Origin of the sequence: Hymenobacter swuensis DY53 (assembly GCF_000576555.1) — a bacterium.
Taxonomy (GTDB): domain Bacteria; phylum Bacteroidota; class Bacteroidia; order Cytophagales; family Hymenobacteraceae; genus Hymenobacter; species Hymenobacter swuensis.
Genome location: NZ_CP007145.1, coordinates 4678686 through 4694208 on the forward strand (window position 1 = coordinate 4678686; position 15523 = coordinate 4694208).

Genomic DNA, 15523 nt, shown 5'->3' on the forward strand with positions numbered 1-15523 from the left:
AAGCCCCCCCACCGGACTATCCTAGTTCATACCTCATTATTCATAACTCCACTCTCCTAATTCCTCACTCACTACGCACCTTTACGCCGCGTGTGAGCACCAGGTAGCCCCGAGCCTGGGCCGGCTTCTCCGATAGGAAGGGCCGCAGGCTGGAATCCTGGTTGGTGAACTGGCCGTAGTGCAGCTGCACCCGCACCTGCGAGGGCCGGAAGCCAGCAGTATCCTCAGGAAAAAACTGGAGCCGCACCCGCACCGTAGCTGGCGTGAAGGCATATTTCCGGCCCACCGGCGCATCCAGTAGCTCAGGCACTACATCTACCGGAATAGTAATAACGGGGCGGCGCAGCAGCCGCACGCGCACGTCCTGCACGTTGGTCTGCACCAGCTCGGGCCCACCAATAGGCACCCGAATGTCACCGGTGGAGGAGCCGGCCGGCGCCGTGGGCAAATGCACCGGATACGGGTTGGGCAGCGTGCTCACCTTGCTGGCCGGCCCCTGAAACACCACTTCGGCGGGCTCGAATCGGGCCGCGTAGGGCAGAGCGGCCCCATCGGTGGCGGGGCTTAGGGCCAGCGGCAGGCGGCGGCTCACCCGGCGGTCCAGTTCCACCCACAGCGTGTCGGAGAGCAGGTAGTTGTATTGCAGACCTTCCATGGCCTGCTGTAATGCCGGCCGTAAGGCGCGCGAAGTGAGGTAACGGGTGGCGGCGGGCGTACTGAGGGTCAGCTCGGCAGGCTTTACATCCAGCAGCAACTGACGGCGCAGCAGCTTCCAACCCCTACCAGTCACGTTTACGGGCACCTCGGTAGGCAACGGCTGCACCGGAATAAACCGACTTTCATCGTAGCGCCAGGCCAGCGGATACGTGATGCGCGTGGTGTAGGTCTTGTTGAGGGCATTGAGCAGCCAGAAGGTGCTGGCTGCCAGAAAACACGCCGTTACGGCCCGCCAATAGCTCCGCTCTTCCCCGAAGAAAGGGTCCAGAAACCAGCGCAGCATGCGGGTGGAGCGAGCGGACGACACGGCGAACTAAGTTGGATGAAAAAGAGGTATCCCGAAGTACAGCTTCAGGGCGGGAACCGGCCGGGCTGGCCTGCCAAGGTACTAACCCCGGCGTTCTGACGCGAATGAAAGCAATACTTCGGGATACGAAACCAGCCACTGCTAGGCTGCGGGCGTAGTCGTTTTGCTGGCTACCTCCCGGGCAATGGCCGAGCGGTCGAAGCGCAGGCGTACGCCTTTATCAACTTCCACCGTTACGGTTTCCTCGTTCAGATCTACCACTTTGCCATGCAGGCCCCCAATGGTTACCACGTTGGAGCCTTTGCCCAGCGCGGCCCGGAACTTCTTGGCATCAGCACTTCGCTTCTGCTGGGGCCGAATCATGAAGAAGTACATTACGATTACCATACCCACGATGGGCAGGTAGCTGAGCAGACTGCTGGTGGTAGCCGGGGCAGTCTGGAGCAATAGGGATGCGAACATGAGCGGATAAAATCAGAGAATGACAAAAAGAAAGAGTTGGCAGGCTGCAGGCTGACCGGAATACCGGCCATGCCTCAACCCGCCAACTCGTTACTTCCTACACCTAGCCTAGCGGGTGGGGCCGTTTTGGCCTTCACCTAACACGTTGGTTTTAATCACCACTTTGGTGATGTTAGGCTGGGTATTGGCCTGAATAGCCACCTCTTTGTTCTGAATACCCATCTTGCCATGCGAGTCGAACTGCACGTCGATGGTGCCTTTAGCGCCAGGGGCAATGGGCTCCTTGGTCCAGTTGGGCGTGGTGCAGCCGCAGCTGGCCGTGGCATTCTCAATCAGCAGCGGCGACTTGCCGGTGTTGGTGAACTCAAAGGTGTGCTTCACCACTTCGCCCTGCTTGATGTCGCCGAAATCGTGCTCCGATACGGCAAAGCTCATCACGGGAGCATTAGGGTTCGGGGCCTCCGTTTCGTTGGTTACGTTGGGGTTGTCAACGGTAGGGTTGGCGGCGGCCTCGTTGGCGTTAGCGGCAGCGGCATTCATGCCCTCAGTGCCTACCTCGGCGGCTTTATTGTTGTTGCAGGCGCCCATCAGCAGCGCGCTGGAAAGCAGAACGGCAGAAAACAGCGTACGTTTCATATGTAGCAGAAAAAGAAGGCCGTCAGTGGTCTTCAGAAAGGTAAAGGTACTAACGAGTTGGCATTAGCCCGTCATTCCGAGCTTGCCGAGGAATCTCGCGTGCTGACGTTGGAATAGTAGCTCAACATCAGCACGCGAGATTCCTCGGTAAGCTCGGAATGACGTTCTTTTTACACAAACAACTATTTGCCCAGGTTGTCGATGATGGCCTGCGCAAACTCCGACGTAGAGGCCGAGCCGCCCAGGTCACCAGTGCACTTGGCTTTGTCCTTCAGCGTCAGCTCCAGCGCCTTCTCTATTTTCACTGCCTGCTCATGCTCGCCAATGTGGTGCAGCATCATCAGGGCCGAGCGGAGTAAAGCGGTGGGGTTGGCTTTGCCCTGGCCGGCAATATCGGGGGCCGAGCCGTGTACGGCCTCAAAAATGGCCATATCGTCGCCGATGTTAGCACCGGCTACCACGCCCAGGCCGCCTACCAGCCCAGCACAAAGGTCGGAGAGGATGTCGCCGAACAGGTTGGTGGTTACAATCACGTCAAACTGCTCGGGCTTGCCCACCAGCTGCATGCACATGTTGTCGATGATCTTGTCCTCGTACTGAATCTGGGGAAACTCGCGGGCGGCTTCCTGGGCGGCATCCAGCATGATTTTGCCGGGCACCTTCAGGATGTTGGCTTTGTGGGCCAGCGTCACCTTTTTGCGGCCGTGCTTGGCGGCGTAAGCAAAGGCCGCGTGGCAGATTTTGCGGGCTCCGTTTACCGTCACGCGGGCAATGGAGTCGCCGATGCCGTTGTGCTCGTCCCACACTTCCAAGCCAGCGTAGAGGCCCTCGGTATTCTCACGGAAGAGCACCAGATCAATACCCTCGTAGCGGGTCTTGATGCCATCGGTGGTTTTGCTGGGGCGCACGTTCTGGTACAGGTCGTACTTCTGGCGCAGCGTCACGTTGATGCTGCGGAAGCCCTTGCCTACCGGCGTAGTGATGGGGCCTTTCAGGGCTACCTTATTCTTTTCCAGCGAGGTCAGTAGGGCTTGCGGAATCAGCTCGCCCGACTGGTCGAAGGTGGTCTGGCCCGCGTTCTGTTCCTCCCACTGCACGGGCACTTGGGCCGCCGCGAAGATATCGGTTACTGCTTTCGTAATTTCGGGGCCAATGCCGTCGCCGGGGATGAGCGTGATGAGATGCATGCTATTGAGTTGGGTTAATGGGCAAGAGGAGGGCGAGCCGGGCCGACGAGGGGAGAGAATAAGAGCAGCTCGCGAAAAAACCGCCGAACCGGCCAGCAAACTGCCGACCAATCCCACAATTTTGCACAAAGGTACCGCCTGTCGGCGGGTGCTGAAAATGAAAATGTGCGAACGTGCTCCGTTTGTTTACGAGCACATTCGCACATTTTTCATCTTACCCACATTACGCTATACCGTTTTGCGGGAGTTAATCTGGTTGATAAGCTGGTCCACGTCGCCGAGCAACTGTTCGGCTTTGCTCTTGGCGTCCTGAATCACGCGCTGACCTTCGCTCTTGGCCGAGCTGGGGCTCTGGTCGGTGCGGCTGGTCACTAGGTTTTCGGTGAGGTCGGCCAGGGTTTCGCGGTATTTCTCCAGCTGATAACTCAGCCAGCTACGCGTTTCGCGGCCCTTTTCAGGCGCGTACAAAAGTCCGATAACGGCCCCGGTGAGGGCGCCGCCGGCGAAGCACAGAATGCCGGTGGTGGTTTTGCTACTCATGTTTCTTGCTCTAGAAGTGAGTACAGGTGGAAAATGACGTGAGAATTGGGAGTGCCCAATAGTACGTAAAAATGCGGCGGAAGATATGTGGCTTTACTGGAACGTCATGCCGAGCGGAACGAAGCACCTCGCGTGCTGACGTCTGAATAGCACCACCACGCCAACACGCGAGATTCCTCAGCAAGCTCGGAATGACGGGCTGCTTACTGGTTATCCAGCAAGCCCCGGCCCGACTTACGGATAGCGCCGCTGGCCGTCAGGTCTTGGGCCAGCTTGTCCAGAATGCCGTTCACGAACTGCTTGCTCTTGGGCGTGGAGTACATCTTGCTGATTTCGATGTACTCGTTGATAGTCACCTTCACCGGAATGGCCCGGAACAGGTGCATCTCGCAGAGAGCCATCTTCAGCAGAATCTTGTCGGTGAGGGCTACGCGCTCCACGTCCCAGTTCTGCACCGATTCGGCAATCAGCTTCTCGTACTTGTCGTCCTCGGCCAGCGTCTGCTGATACAGGCTTTCGGCAAACTCCTTGTCTTCCTGCCAGTTGGCCGACAGCGACATGAGCACCAGGTTTTCGTCGGCAGCTTCGTCAAGCATCTTGACGGTTTTCACCACCAGGTTTTTCACGATGGCGCGGTTTTCCTCCCAGTTCAGGTCGTCCTCCTCAATATAGGCGGGCAGGCTGGTGCCTTTAAACACGTAGGTTTTGTAGAGGTGCTTGAGCATCTCCTGGTCCTCGGTGTAATTGCCGGCGGGAGCGGCCAGGTAGCTCAGCAGCTCGGCGTCCTGCTTCATTTCGGTGCGCCAGGCGGTGCGCAGAGCGTCCAGCTCGTCCTCGCCGTGCCACTTCAGGGAGCGGCGAATGGTAAGGTCCTGCAGCTGCAGGTTGTTCATGAGCTTGTCGATGGCCTGGTTTTCCTGCAGGCGTGTAGCATCCAGCAGTGGCTCTTTGGCGGCCGTGTAGCGGCGCGAGTCGCGCACCTTCTCCTCCTCAATTACCTGCAGCAGGGTTTCGGGGATGTTGAGCAGGTGAATGTACTGGTCGTGGATGCTCTCGGCGGCGTGTACCATCTGGCCGCCGTAGTACGTGGCGTCCTTGGCCACGGCCTTGCGGTAGTACTTGATGGCCTCCTTCACCGCGTCGTTCACGTCGGCATCCTCAGTAGCTTCCGGCTCCTCGCCGGATTTGTGCCACTCCTTGAAAATGAGCTCGGCCATTTTGCGCTGGCCCTGCAGAAGCTTGCGGTCCTGGGGCTCCGGCGAGTTCAAATCGGGCGCGAAGGCATCCGCAATCTGGTCGATGGCAAGTAAGAAATCGGACCCGACAGCCTGATGATAGGCGTACAGAGCCTGCATGACCTTGATGCGAAGCGTGCGACGGTTGAGCATTCTGGGGAGGTGAAGTTGTGAAGTTGTGAAGTTGTGAAATGACAGATTCGATACCTACACGCCCTCAAGGGCTTAGCACATCAAATTCACCATTTTACAACTTCACAACTTCACCATTTAGTAAGTTGATTTAACCTTGCCGATAGCGGCAATGCGCTCCTCGGCCTGGCGGGTGGCGGCGGCCTGGGGGTGACTGCCTTCCTGCTCGGCTTTCTGAAGCACCTGGGTGGTAATGTCGTAGATGCGCTCCGTCTGGGTCATCACCGACTGGCGGTTGCCGCCCTGTACTTCGGAGCACACGTTGATGAGGCCGCCGGCGTTGATGAGGAAGTCGGGGGCGTAGATGATGCCACGCTGCACCAGGGCTGGGCCGTGCACGTTCTCGTCGGCCAGCTGGTTGTTGGCACAACCAGCCACCACGCGGGCTTTCAGACGCGGGATGGTGTCATCGTTGAGGGTAGCACCGAGGGCGCAGGGCGAGTATATATCCACGTCCTGGTCGTAAATTTCATCGAGGCCCACCATGCGGGCGTTGAAGCGGCTGGCGGCTTCCAGAGCGCGGTCTTCGTAGTAGTCGCAGAGTACAAGTTGGGCACCCTCCTTCTGCAGATACTCCATTAGGTAAGTACCCACGTGGCCCACGCCCTGCACGGCCACCCGCTTGCCAGCCAGCGAATCGGAGCCGAAGGCTTTATGCGCGGCGGCTTTCATGCCCATGTAGGTGCCGTAGGCCGTTACCGGCGACGGGTCGCCGGAGCCGCCCATGCTCTCGGGCAGGCCCGACACGTGCTTGGTTTCCATGCGGATGTACTCCATGTCCTTGGTGGTCATGTTCACATCCTCGGCCGTGATGTACTTGCCGTTAAGGTTCTGCACGAAGCGGCCGAACTTGCGTAGCAGGGCCTCTGTCTTCATGGTTTTGGCGTCGCCGATGATGACGGCCTTGCCCCCACCCAGGTTCAGGCCCGAAATGGCCGCTTTGTAGGTCATGCCCCGGCTCAGGCGCAGCACGTCGTTCAGGGCCTCGGCCTCGGAGGTGTAGTGCCACATGCGGGTACCGCCCAAGGCCGGCCCCAGCACCGTATTGTGAATGCCGATGATGGCTTTCAGGCCGGTTTCGTGGTCGTGGCAGAACACAACTTGCTCATGCTGATACTCGGCAATTTGCCCGAAGACCGACGATTCGGTCAGCACTTTCGTTTCTACCATAAGAAGGGGTGGAAAAAAGAGGTGGGTGGGGTGGTTATCGTACCTTTGCGGAGCCCTCGAAAGGAAAAAGTGCTCCGTGCCTCGTTAAACGAATGATAACACCCCGTGGCTGTTTTCCCGTCGTTCAATGAAATCCACAGCCCACTTCCGGTTCGGGTGGCCTCCCGCAATGCGGGTGCAAAAGTACGCCGTTTTTCCGATTTCAGCCACTTGGCTCCTTACTTTATCGGAAGTTTAGAGGTTTGGAATCTAGAAAGTTAGCGGGTGCTGCGGGGTCTGTCCGAGCCGAAGAAAACCCTTTTGTAAACTTTTAACTTTCTATTAGCCAAACTGCTACTCTTTCCGGGGAGCAGTTGAAAATTTAGCAATGCCGGGAAGCCCCACCAACCCGGCGGCTTCTTATCCGCAACGTCATGGCGCGGTAACGCGTCCTTCTTTTTTCTCTGTTTTATACCGTGCGCGCCCTCTCCGCTACCAACAAATACCTGTTTCGCTATAAGTGGCACTTCCTCGGGGGCGTGCTGTTTGTGGCCTTGAGCACGCTACTGGCCATTTTCCCGGCCCAGATTGTGCGTTACGCCTTTGATCTGGTGGGTGAAGGTATCGACCTCTACCACCTCTACGCCGGCACCCGGGCCCAGAGCCAGGTGTACGAACTGTTCGGGCGCAACGTGCTGCTGTACGGCATCCTGATTCTGCTGATGGCGCTGCTACGCGGCATCTTCCTGTTCTTCATGCGCCAGACGCTCATCGTGATGAGCCGGCACGTGGAAAACGACCAGAAAAACGAAATCTACCAGCACTACCAGAGCCTGCCGCTGAGCTTTTACCGCCGCCACAGCACCGGGGATTTGATGTCGCGCATTTCGGAGGACGTGGGGCGAGTGCGCATGTATATTGGGCCGGCGCTCATGTACTTCATGCAGCTCGTGATTCTGTTCGTGCTCATTGTGCCGCTCATGTTCATGGTGAACGTGAAGCTGACGCTGTACACGTTGCTGCCGCTACCTATTCTGAGCGTGAGCATTTTCTACGTGAACAACCTCATCGAGAAGAAAAGCGACGAGATTCAACGCTCTTTGGCCGGCATGACCACGTTCGTGCAGGAGGCGTTTTCGGGCATCCGCGTGATTAAGTCTTTTGTGCGGGAGGAGGATTCGCGCCAGCAATTCGCGGTGGCTTCCGAGGAGTACAAGCAGAAGTCGCTGAGCCTGAACTTCGTAAACTCGCTGTTTTTTCCACTGATTCTGTTCCTGATTGGCCTGAGCACCATCATCACCGTCTGGATTGGCGGGCAGGAAGTTATCCGGGGCACCATCACCACGGGCAGCATTGCCGAGTTCCTGATTTACGTGAACCTGCTCACCTGGCCCGTTACGGCTTTGGGCTGGACCAGCTCGTTGGTGCAGCGCGCCGAGGCCTCCCAGGCCCGCATCAACGAGTTCATGCACCAGCAAACCGACATCGTGTCGCGCCGCAACCTGGAGCTGGAGCTGAAGGGCGACATCGTGTTCGACCACGTTTCGTTCACCTACCCCGACACCGGCATTCAGGCCCTGCGCGACGTGTCATTCCGCATCCGCCACGGCCAGACGCTGGCCGTTATCGGCAACACCGGCTCGGGCAAAAGCACTGTGGCTGCTCTGCTCTCCCGCCTCTACGACGTGACGGAAGGCAGCATCCGGGTGGACGATGAGGACGTGCGCGACCTGTCGCTCAAAACTCTGCGGGGCCAGATCGGCTACGTGCCCCAAGACGTGTTTCTGTTCTCCGACAGCATCCGCAACAACATCAACTTCGGCCTTGACCAGCCCGATGAGGCCCGCATGCAGCAGGCCGCCAAGGATGCCAACGTTTACGAGAACATCCTGCGCTTCCCCGAGGGCTTCGATACAAAGCTGGGTGAGCGGGGCATCACGCTGTCGGGCGGCCAGAAGCAGCGCGTGAGCATTGCCCGGGCGTTGGTAAAAGAGCCCAAAATCCTGATCCTCGACGATGCTCTATCGGCCGTGGACACCAACACCGAAAACGCCATTCTGAACGCGTTCCAGCGCATTATGCACAACCGCACCAGCCTCATCATCAGCCACCGGGTAAGCTCGGTGAAACTGGCCGACGAAATCCTGGTGCTCGACGACGGCCAGATTGTGCAGCACGGCACCCACGAGGTGCTCATGCAGGACCAAAACGGCCTCTACCGGGCGCTGTACGAGCGGCAGCTGCAAAGCGAGGAAGCATAATTGTCATTGCGAGGAGGCACGACGAAGCAATCCTTCCTTTTCTAGGCTCCCAACTTTGATCTACTCAAAAGCCCCTGACGTTCGCGCGAACGTCAGGGGCTTTCTGCACTTCAGGGCTTGGTGCTTCTTGAAGGAAGGATTGCTTCGGCTGCGCCTCGCAATGACGTAGTCACCCCATCAACTGCGCGGCCTGCCAGCCGCTGCTGGCGCCAAGGGCCACGCCCATCCCGTTGCAGCGCACGGCCACGAACAGGCCCGGCTGCACCTCGCGGATGATGGGTTCCAGCTCCCGGCCGAAGGCCATCACGCCACTCCAGCGGTAGTCAATGCGGGGGCGGTGGCCGGGCACGATGACTTCATGCAACAGCTGTTCCAGCCGTTGCTGTACCAGCCTAGTCAGGCCGGACTCGGTGGTGGTTTCGGCCTGAAAATCGAGGTTACGACCGCCCCCCAGCAGGATCCGTTCCTCCACCTGCCGGAAGTAATAATAGCCTTTATCGTAATGAAACGTGCCGGGCAGGTGCAGGCCGGGAATGGGCTCCGTCACGAGTACTTGGCCCCGACCGGGCACCACGTCCAAGTCTGGCAGCAGCTGGCGACTGAAGGCGTTGGTAGCTACCAGCACCTGCCCAGCCGCCAGTTCTAGCTCATCCAGTTGCACCCGCACGCCACCGGCCCCGGTTTCTACGCCCAGCACCGGGCAGCCATGCAGCACCGTAACGCCCGCTGCCCAGGCCCGTTGCAGCAGCGTATGCATCATCCGGCCGGTATCGAGGCTGCCTTCGGCCGTGTTTTCCAGCATCACCGTGGCACCGCCCAGGCCCAGGACCGGCAGTTGGGCCGAGGCGTCGCGAAAGATACCGGCGGAGCCGATAACGGGGGCCAGCAGCGCGTTGTAGTATGCTACGTGTTCCCGACAGGTGGCAGCCAGGCCGGCTTCCTCGGGCCGGAACAGCTCATAACCACCCTCGGGCCGGTAGCCAATGGCCTCGTCGCCCAACAGCTCGCGCAAACGGCGCAGACCATGCCAGCGGGCCTGCACCACGCGCAGCAAGGCCTCGGGGCCGCCGCGCTGCTCCTGCTCCCGCAGCTCCGAGATGCTGCCGAAACAGGCGAAACCAGCGTTTTTGGTGCTGGCCCCGTTGGGCAGCGTATCGCGCTCCAGCACCAGCACCCGGGCCGTAGGCCGAAGCTGCCGGGTGTAGATGGCCGCCGTCAGCCCCACAAGCCCCGCCCCGATTATCACCACATCCGCGCCTTGCAGAAACGTCTGATGTTCCCAGTACGATAGGTTTTTCATGAGCAATCCGTCAATCAGCAGCCGAAATCTGCCGGAAATTCGGACAAAGAAAAAGCCCCGCAAATCTTATTTGCGGGGCTTTTTCAAAAAACAAAGCTGTTGTGACCTACTGGCCCAGCATCACGCGCTTGAGGCCACGCCGCTCCCCGGAGGTACACTGCACGATGTAGGAGCCGGCGGGCAGGTTGCTCACGTCCAGCACCGCGGCGGCATCACCCGAAATCAGGTCCCGGGTCAGGACGGGGCGGCCATCGGTACCGTTGAGTTCCACGCGGGTGGGGCCGGTAGCATCCGTGCGCACCGTGAGGCGCTTGGTCAGCGGATTGGTTTCGGCGCGCACCTTCAGGGCGTTGGTGTTGGGTGTGGGGTCCATCATCTTATCGGTGATGAGGGCCGGGGCTGCCACCGCCACCAACGGAGCTGCTGAGGCCGCCGGCTTAGGGGCCGGAGCCGTCGGTTTAGCAACTGAAACAGCCGGCTTGGCGGCTACTTTCGTTTGCGCCTGGGCAAATTGTCCGGTCAGGAGTAATACCAGCAGGCAACCCAGAAGAGTAAAAGTTTTCATACGCGTTCCTGTCAGATTATGTGAACGATACGGCCGGGTAAAGGTACGAAACTCTACCCCCACATCGGATTGGTCGAGCTTAAAGTACGTGGTGGCATATCGGGGCAATAAACGCGCCAGAGTGTTTTTTTATTTCGAGCGGGCATTATTTCTCTGGTCTTCCAACTTCCACATTCTGAAACGTCTACCGCCTGTTGTGCCAGCTGCGGCGCGGATAATGGGAGCCGAGCACAGAAAAAAACACCACTGAAGTTGCGCGGATATCATTTACCGCGTTACATTTGCATCACAATTCCTCGGGGTGTAGCGTAGCCTGGTATCGCGCCAGCATGGGGTGCTGGAGGTCGTAGGTTCGAATCCTGCCACTCCGACCGAAGAGTTATCTGATCGAAAAGCCTCTGGGAACCCCACCCGGAGGCTTTTTTCGGCCTAAAAAAGTGAGTACCCAAGTTTCCCTCGGGGTGTAGCGCAGCCCGGTAGCGCGCGTCGTTCGGGACGACGAGGCCGTAGGTTCGAATCCTGCCACCCCGACTTTGATACTCTCTCCCTGAAAAAGCCCGCTGGACTTCGGTTTAGTGGGCTTTTTTGCGTTTCTAATGGTTTATGGTGCGGTTTATGTTAAGATAAGTTCCATCTGAAGGCTTTTTTTATCACTCTTTCTACATCACTTTTATGAATCGTCTCTTTTTGCTGACCATAGGGCTCAGCTTTTCCTCTTTAGTAGCAGAAGCACAACTAGTTAAAGGCACTAAATTACTGGGCGGCAACCTGGGGTACACCCGATCCACCAGTACTCAAACGCTGAACAATCCATCCATTCCGGTGACGAAACGCGAGTACGAGCAGGTGAATCGCACCTTTAACGTGAGCCCCCGGGCGGGCGTGTTTATAGCAGATAACCTGGCGGCGGGTATTTCCGTCGGCTATAATTCTCAGAAGATAACGTCTCCTTTATACGATTACTCTTACACTGGCAACCCCGTAACCTACCAGCAGACAGCCCGCAACAATAGCTTCAACATAGCTCCTTTTCTCCGCTATTACTATATGCCAACTGCTACATTTGGCGTATTCGGGCAGTTGAACGCTACGTACAGCACGGGCAAAAGCAAAGCAGAAACCACCGCGCCTAATCAGTTGGACAACGAGGGGAAAATTAATGGCTTCGGACTAGGAATCAGCCCGGCGTTAGTCTTTTTCCCCGTGGAAAAACTGGGTTTGGAGCTGGCGTTTGGCGGTATTGGTTATGGCCGCACTACATCCAAATCAGAAGCCACCCGGAATCAGCCGGAATCAAAGTCCATGTATTCCGATTTCGGCGCAAACTTTGGCCTTAACCAGTTAAGCGTGGGCGCATCATACTATATGGGCCGCTAACGGCCTGGTTTTCTACCTCCTCACATAACAGAGCGCCCGCCTGACTATCACGTCAGGCGGGCGCTTTGCGTTCTGCGGCGCTCTACTTCAGCACGGCCAGCACTTCTGGCTCGCCTTCGTCGGGGAAGCGTTCCAGGTAGATGTGCTGGAGGGTGAGTTTCTGGGCGGCGGCGGCATCTTTCACGCCGGTGTAGAGCTTGTCGGGGGCCAGCAGGTAACTGGCGTTGATGCGGGCGCGGAGCACACGCTGGCCCGCGGCGAAGGTGCGGTAGCGGTAGCCGGCGGGCAGCTGCTGGGCGGTGGTATCGGCCACGAACACGCCCACGAATACCTTGGCTTGGTCGCGGGAGCTTTCGGGGCTGTTGTAGAAGATGTTGCCGAAGTCGCCGCGCAGCTTGCCGGCTTTGCGCAGGTTGTAAGCCTCGCGGGTCAGGTCGCCGAAGGCTTCATCCTGGGCGGGGCCTTCGTAGTAGCGGCCGGCCAGGAAGTAGGGTTGCGCGGTGGTTTCCCGGGTGACGACGGCCGCTTTAAAGCCTCCCATTTTCCAGTAGGCTACCGAGAAACCCAACGTCAGCAGCAGGGCCAGGGCGAGAAAAATTCTGTTCATTCTGTAAGAGAAGAAATGGAAAGGGTTTTCTGGTTCGGAGATGCAAAGAAACAATAGAACGTCATGCTGAGCTTGTCGAAGCATCTCGCGTGCTGACGTTGAGTTACTACTGCAACATCAGCACGCGAGATTCCTCGCTCCGCTCGGAATGACGTTCTGTTCTTCCCGGCCTATTGCAGCACGTCTTTGTACTGCATCTGGTAGAGGTTGGCGTAGAAGCCTTGGTGGCGCAGCAGTTCCTCGTGGGTGCCGGCCTCCTTAATTTCGCCCCGATCGAGCACGATGATCTGGTCGGCTTTCTGGATGGTGCTCAGGCGGTGAGCAATGACGAGGCTGGTGCGGCCCTGCATGAGCTTTTCAATGGCCTGCTGAATCAGCTCCTCAGTTTCCGAATCCACTGACGACGTGGCCTCGTCCAGAATGATGATGCGGGGCTGGTACACCATGGCCCGCACGAAGCTGATGAGCTGGCGCTGCCCCACCGACAGCGTGGCCCCGCGCTCCATCACTTGGTAGTCGAGGCCGCCGGGAAGACGCTCAATGAAGCGGCGGGCACCCACTAGGTCGGCGGCTTCCCAGATCTGGGCGTCGGTGATGTCCTGCTTGCCCAGGGTGATATTGTCCCGAATAGCCCCGGCGAACAGGAACACATCTTGGAGCACCACCCCGATGTGGCGGCGCAGGTCCTTGAGGTCGTACTCGCGCAGGTCGTGGCCGTCGATTCGGATGGTGCCCTTGTTAATTTCGTAGAAGCGGCTGAGCAGGTTAATAATGCTGGTTTTGCCGGCCCCGGTAGCGCCCACGAAGGCAAACGTCTGGCCGGCCTTTACCGAGAAATCCACGTCGCGCAGTACCCATTCCTCGTCGTTGTAGGCAAACCAGACGTGCTCGAAGTTCACATCGCCGCGCAAATCGGCTGGGGCGTAGGTGCCGTTGTCGGCAATCAGCTCCTTGCTGTCGAGCAGCTTGAGCAGGCGCTCGGTGCTTACCAGGCCCAGCTGCAGGGTGTTGAATCGGTCGGCAATTTGGCGGATGGGCCGGAAGAACAAAGCGTTGTACATGATGAAGGCAATGAGTGCGCCCTTCGAGATGGTGCCCTCAATCTGGCCCTGGGCGGCGTACCACACCAGCAGGCCCACGCCGGCGGCGGCCAGCACCTCGGCCACCGGGAAGTAGATGCTATAGTAGAGCACCGAGCGAATGTTGGCGCGGGTGTGCTCCTGGTTGATGGCCTTGAACTTGCGCAGCTCCCGCTCCTCGTTGTTGAAAATCTGCACCACGTTCATGCCCGTCAGGTGCTCCTGCACGAAGGAGTTGAGGCTGGCCACGGCCGTGCGCACCTCCTGGAACGACTTCTTCACCTTCTCCTTGAACACGTAGGTGCTGAACAGCAGCGGCGGAATCACCGAGAGGCTGATCAGCGTCAGTCGCCAGTCGATGTAGAACATGAAGCTCACGATGAACACCAGCTGCAGAATGTCGCCAATCATGGCCGCCAGCCCTTCGCTGAATACGTCGGAAAGGGTTTCCACGTCGGAGATGTTGCGCGTCACGAGCTGACCAATGGGCGTCTTGTCGAAGAACTTGAGGCGCAGGTCCAGGATGTGCTTGTAGAGGTCCACCCGAATGTCGCGCACGATGTACTGACCCAGCCAGCCCCCAAAGTAGGTTTGCAGGTAGCTGACGATGGCGTGGGCCACCAGCAGCACCAGCAGCAGCCCAAACATGCGGTTGAGCCCCTGCCAGTCGCCCTCTTCAATGGTCACGTCCACCATCTGCTGGATCAGAAAGGGCCGCAACGTGCCCAGCACCGCAGTGGCAATAGTGAGAAAAATCAGGAAATAAAACACGCGCTGGTAGGGCCGCACGTACACCATCAGCCGCCGCAGCACCTGCCAGTCGAAGATATTGCCGCTTTTTGGGGCGGTAGTTGCTTGCTCCATTTCGGGTTGTTGGGTGGGGTCAGAGGGTAACCGGCAGGCGCGGGTATGAGTTAGATTGGGGAGGCGTGAAAACGTTAGAACGTCATTCCGAGCTTGCCGAGGAATCTCGCTCGTTAGTTAGCAATCTGATTACTCCGACAACGTCAGCACGCGAGATTCCTCGGCTGCGGCTCCGCACACTGGCTTGATGCGCCACATGCTCGGAATGACGTTCTGGCTTTTCGTTCTGCGGGGCGCTACACTTCGGAGAAGTACGGCAAACCGGTGGGCAACGCTGCATCACCCAGCAGCTCCGCCGGATATTCCACGCGGCACAGGAACAGGCCGTTGGCCAGGGCCGCGCCGCCGGCATGCACGCGGTTGAGGCTGCGAAACACTTCCCCGAACTCCTGCGGCGTCATCTTGCCCCGGCCCACGCTCAGCAGCGTGCCCACCACCAGCCGCACCATGCCCCGCACGAAACGGTTGGCCCGAATGCGGAACACCAGCCCGCCCGGCTCCTCGTGCCAGCCGGCCTCCAGGCAGGTGCAGTTATAGTGCTTCTCCGCCCCTTTCACCTTGGAAAACGTGGTAAAATCGTGGGTACCCAGCAGCATAGCCGCCGCCTCGTTCATGGCCGCCACATCGGGGGCCCGGTCGAGGTAGAGGCTGTAGTTGGCGGCAAACGGGTCGGGCGTGAGGCGCACGTGGTATTCGTAGGTCCGAATTTTGGCGCTGAAGCGGGCGTGGGCGTCGGGCGGCACCGGGTGCAGCACCTGGCAGCGGATGCTGGGCGGCAGCGCGCGGTTGAGGCGGTAGAGCAGCGTGGGCACGTCCAGACCGGCGGGTAGGTCGGCATCGAAGTGCGCGACCTGGTGGCTGGCGTGCACGCCCGAATCGGTGCGGCCACTGCCCAGGCAGTACACCGGCTGCCGCAGCACCTGCGAGAGGCAGCGGTCCAGCTCCTGCTGTACGGTCGTCACGCCCGGCTGAATCTGCCAGCCGTGGAAGGCGGAGCCGTCGTAGGCCAGGTGAAGGAAGTAGCGCATGAAAAACTCAGGAAATT

Annotated in this window: 14 protein-coding genes and 2 tRNA genes; 4 read left to right on the forward strand and 12 right to left on the reverse strand. The window is 58.9% G+C overall.

Annotated features, from left to right (window positions below):
- Positions 1-64 precede the first annotated feature (64 nt).
- The 7 genes from HSW_RS21305 to HSW_RS21335 all read right to left on the reverse strand — a co-directional run bounded on the left by HSW_RS21305 (position 65) and on the right by HSW_RS21335 (position 6446).
- Positions 65-1024 carry a YbbR-like domain-containing protein gene (locus tag HSW_RS21305; RefSeq protein ID WP_052346727.1) on the reverse strand — a complete coding sequence of 320 codons (960 nt, stop codon included), beginning with the start codon at positions 1022-1024 and terminating at the stop codon, positions 65-67.
- Positions 1025-1165: 141 nt separating this feature from the next.
- Entirely contained in the window at positions 1166-1486 is a 321-nt protein-coding gene (gene yajC, locus HSW_RS21310; protein WP_044003768.1) for a preprotein translocase subunit YajC, read from the reverse strand.
- Positions 1487-1594: 108 nt separating this feature from the next.
- A complete protein-coding gene (locus HSW_RS21315; protein ID WP_044003769.1) occupies positions 1595-2122 on the reverse strand; it encodes a DUF1573 domain-containing protein in 528 nt (175 codons plus the stop codon).
- A gap of 182 nt (positions 2123-2304) precedes the next feature.
- On the reverse strand, positions 2305-3309 hold the full coding sequence (locus HSW_RS21320; RefSeq protein WP_044003771.1) for an isocitrate/isopropylmalate dehydrogenase family protein: 1005 nt from the start codon (positions 3307-3309) through the stop codon (positions 2305-2307).
- Positions 3310-3537: 228 nt separating this feature from the next.
- Complete coding sequence (locus HSW_RS21325) at positions 3538-3849, reverse strand: YtxH domain-containing protein (protein ID WP_044003772.1); 312 nt, start codon at positions 3847-3849, stop codon at positions 3538-3540.
- 203 nt (positions 3850-4052) lie between these two features.
- Positions 4053-5237 carry a transcription antitermination factor NusB gene (gene nusB / locus HSW_RS21330; protein WP_044003774.1) on the reverse strand — a complete coding sequence of 395 codons (1185 nt, stop codon included), beginning with the start codon at positions 5235-5237 and terminating at the stop codon, positions 4053-4055.
- Between the two features lie 117 nt (positions 5238-5354).
- Positions 5355-6446, reverse strand: coding sequence for a Glu/Leu/Phe/Val dehydrogenase dimerization domain-containing protein (locus HSW_RS21335; RefSeq protein ID WP_044003776.1), 1092 nt, complete (start codon positions 6444-6446; stop codon positions 5355-5357).
- 455 nt (positions 6447-6901) lie between these two features.
- Between HSW_RS21335 and HSW_RS21340 the strand changes: the two genes are divergently transcribed.
- A complete protein-coding gene (locus HSW_RS21340) occupies positions 6902-8686 on the forward strand; it encodes an ABC transporter ATP-binding protein (RefSeq protein WP_044003777.1) in 1785 nt (594 codons plus the stop codon).
- Between the two features lie 169 nt (positions 8687-8855).
- On the opposite strand, the gene HSW_RS21345 is transcribed toward HSW_RS21340, so the two are convergent.
- On the reverse strand, positions 8856-9986 hold the full coding sequence (locus tag HSW_RS21345) for an NAD(P)/FAD-dependent oxidoreductase (RefSeq protein ID WP_044003778.1): 1131 nt from the start codon (positions 9984-9986) through the stop codon (positions 8856-8858).
- A gap of 106 nt (positions 9987-10092) precedes the next feature.
- On the reverse strand, positions 10093-10551 hold the full coding sequence (locus HSW_RS21350) for a T9SS type A sorting domain-containing protein (RefSeq protein ID WP_044003779.1): 459 nt from the start codon (positions 10549-10551) through the stop codon (positions 10093-10095).
- A 297-nt stretch (positions 10552-10848) separates the two neighbouring features.
- On the opposite strand from HSW_RS21350, the gene HSW_RS21355 reads away from it, so the two are divergent.
- The 3 genes from HSW_RS21355 to HSW_RS21365 all read left to right on the forward strand — a co-directional run bounded on the left by HSW_RS21355 (position 10849) and on the right by HSW_RS21365 (position 11928).
- A tRNA-Pro gene (locus HSW_RS21355) sits at positions 10849-10922 on the forward strand.
- Between the two features lie 86 nt (positions 10923-11008).
- Positions 11009-11082: transfer RNA gene (locus tag HSW_RS21360), tRNA-Pro, on the forward strand.
- 141 nt (positions 11083-11223) lie between these two features.
- Entirely contained in the window at positions 11224-11928 is a 705-nt protein-coding gene (locus HSW_RS21365; protein ID WP_044003781.1) for a hypothetical protein, read from the forward strand.
- Positions 11929-12010: 82 nt separating this feature from the next.
- Here the strand turns inward: HSW_RS21365 and HSW_RS21370 are convergent, their stop codons facing one another.
- From HSW_RS21370 to truA, 3 genes are all read right to left on the reverse strand, one after another.
- The gene (locus HSW_RS21370; protein ID WP_044003783.1) at positions 12011-12535 is read right to left on the reverse strand and encodes a hypothetical protein; all 525 of its coding nucleotides are present in this window, start codon (positions 12533-12535) and stop codon (positions 12011-12013) included.
- A 170-nt stretch (positions 12536-12705) separates the two neighbouring features.
- On the reverse strand, positions 12706-14478 hold the full coding sequence (locus HSW_RS21375) for an ABC transporter ATP-binding protein (RefSeq protein ID WP_044003785.1): 1773 nt from the start codon (positions 14476-14478) through the stop codon (positions 12706-12708).
- Between the two features lie 236 nt (positions 14479-14714).
- Entirely contained in the window at positions 14715-15506 is a 792-nt protein-coding gene (gene truA / locus HSW_RS21380; RefSeq protein ID WP_044003786.1) for a tRNA pseudouridine(38-40) synthase TruA, read from the reverse strand.
- Positions 15507-15523: the final 17 nt, after the last annotated feature.

Bases quoted from the DNA above. Each gene is read 5' to 3' on its own strand.
- yajC (WP_044003768.1), bottom strand. From the start codon at position 1,486: ATGTTCGCATCCCTATTGCTCCAGACTGCCCCGGCTACCACCAGCAGT.
- HSW_RS21315 (WP_044003769.1), bottom strand. From the start codon at position 2,122: ATGAAACGTACGCTGTTTTCTGCCGTTCTGCTTTCCAGCGCGCTGCTG.
- HSW_RS21320 (WP_044003771.1), bottom strand. From the start codon at position 3,309: ATGCATCTCATCACGCTCATCCCCGGCGACGGCATTGGCCCCGAAATT.
- HSW_RS21325 (WP_044003772.1), bottom strand. From the start codon at position 3,849: ATGAGTAGCAAAACCACCACCGGCATTCTGTGCTTCGCCGGCGGCGCC.
- nusB (WP_044003774.1), bottom strand. From the start codon at position 5,237: ATGCTCAACCGTCGCACGCTTCGCATCAAGGTCATGCAGGCTCTGTAC.
- HSW_RS21335 (WP_044003776.1), bottom strand. From the start codon at position 6,446: ATGGTAGAAACGAAAGTGCTGACCGAATCGTCGGTCTTCGGGCAAATT.
- HSW_RS21345 (WP_044003778.1), bottom strand. From the start codon at position 9,986: ATGAAAAACCTATCGTACTGGGAACATCAGACGTTTCTGCAAGGCGCG.
- HSW_RS21350 (WP_044003779.1), bottom strand. From the start codon at position 10,551: ATGAAAACTTTTACTCTTCTGGGTTGCCTGCTGGTATTACTCCTGACC.
- HSW_RS21365 (WP_044003781.1), top strand. From the start codon at position 11,224: ATGAATCGTCTCTTTTTGCTGACCATAGGGCTCAGCTTTTCCTCTTTA.
- HSW_RS21370 (WP_044003783.1), bottom strand. From the start codon at position 12,535: ATGAACAGAATTTTTCTCGCCCTGGCCCTGCTGCTGACGTTGGGTTTC.
- HSW_RS21375 (WP_044003785.1), bottom strand. From the start codon at position 14,478: ATGGAGCAAGCAACTACCGCCCCAAAAAGCGGCAATATCTTCGACTGG.
- truA (WP_044003786.1), bottom strand. From the start codon at position 15,506: ATGCGCTACTTCCTTCACCTGGCCTACGACGGCTCCGCCTTCCACGGC.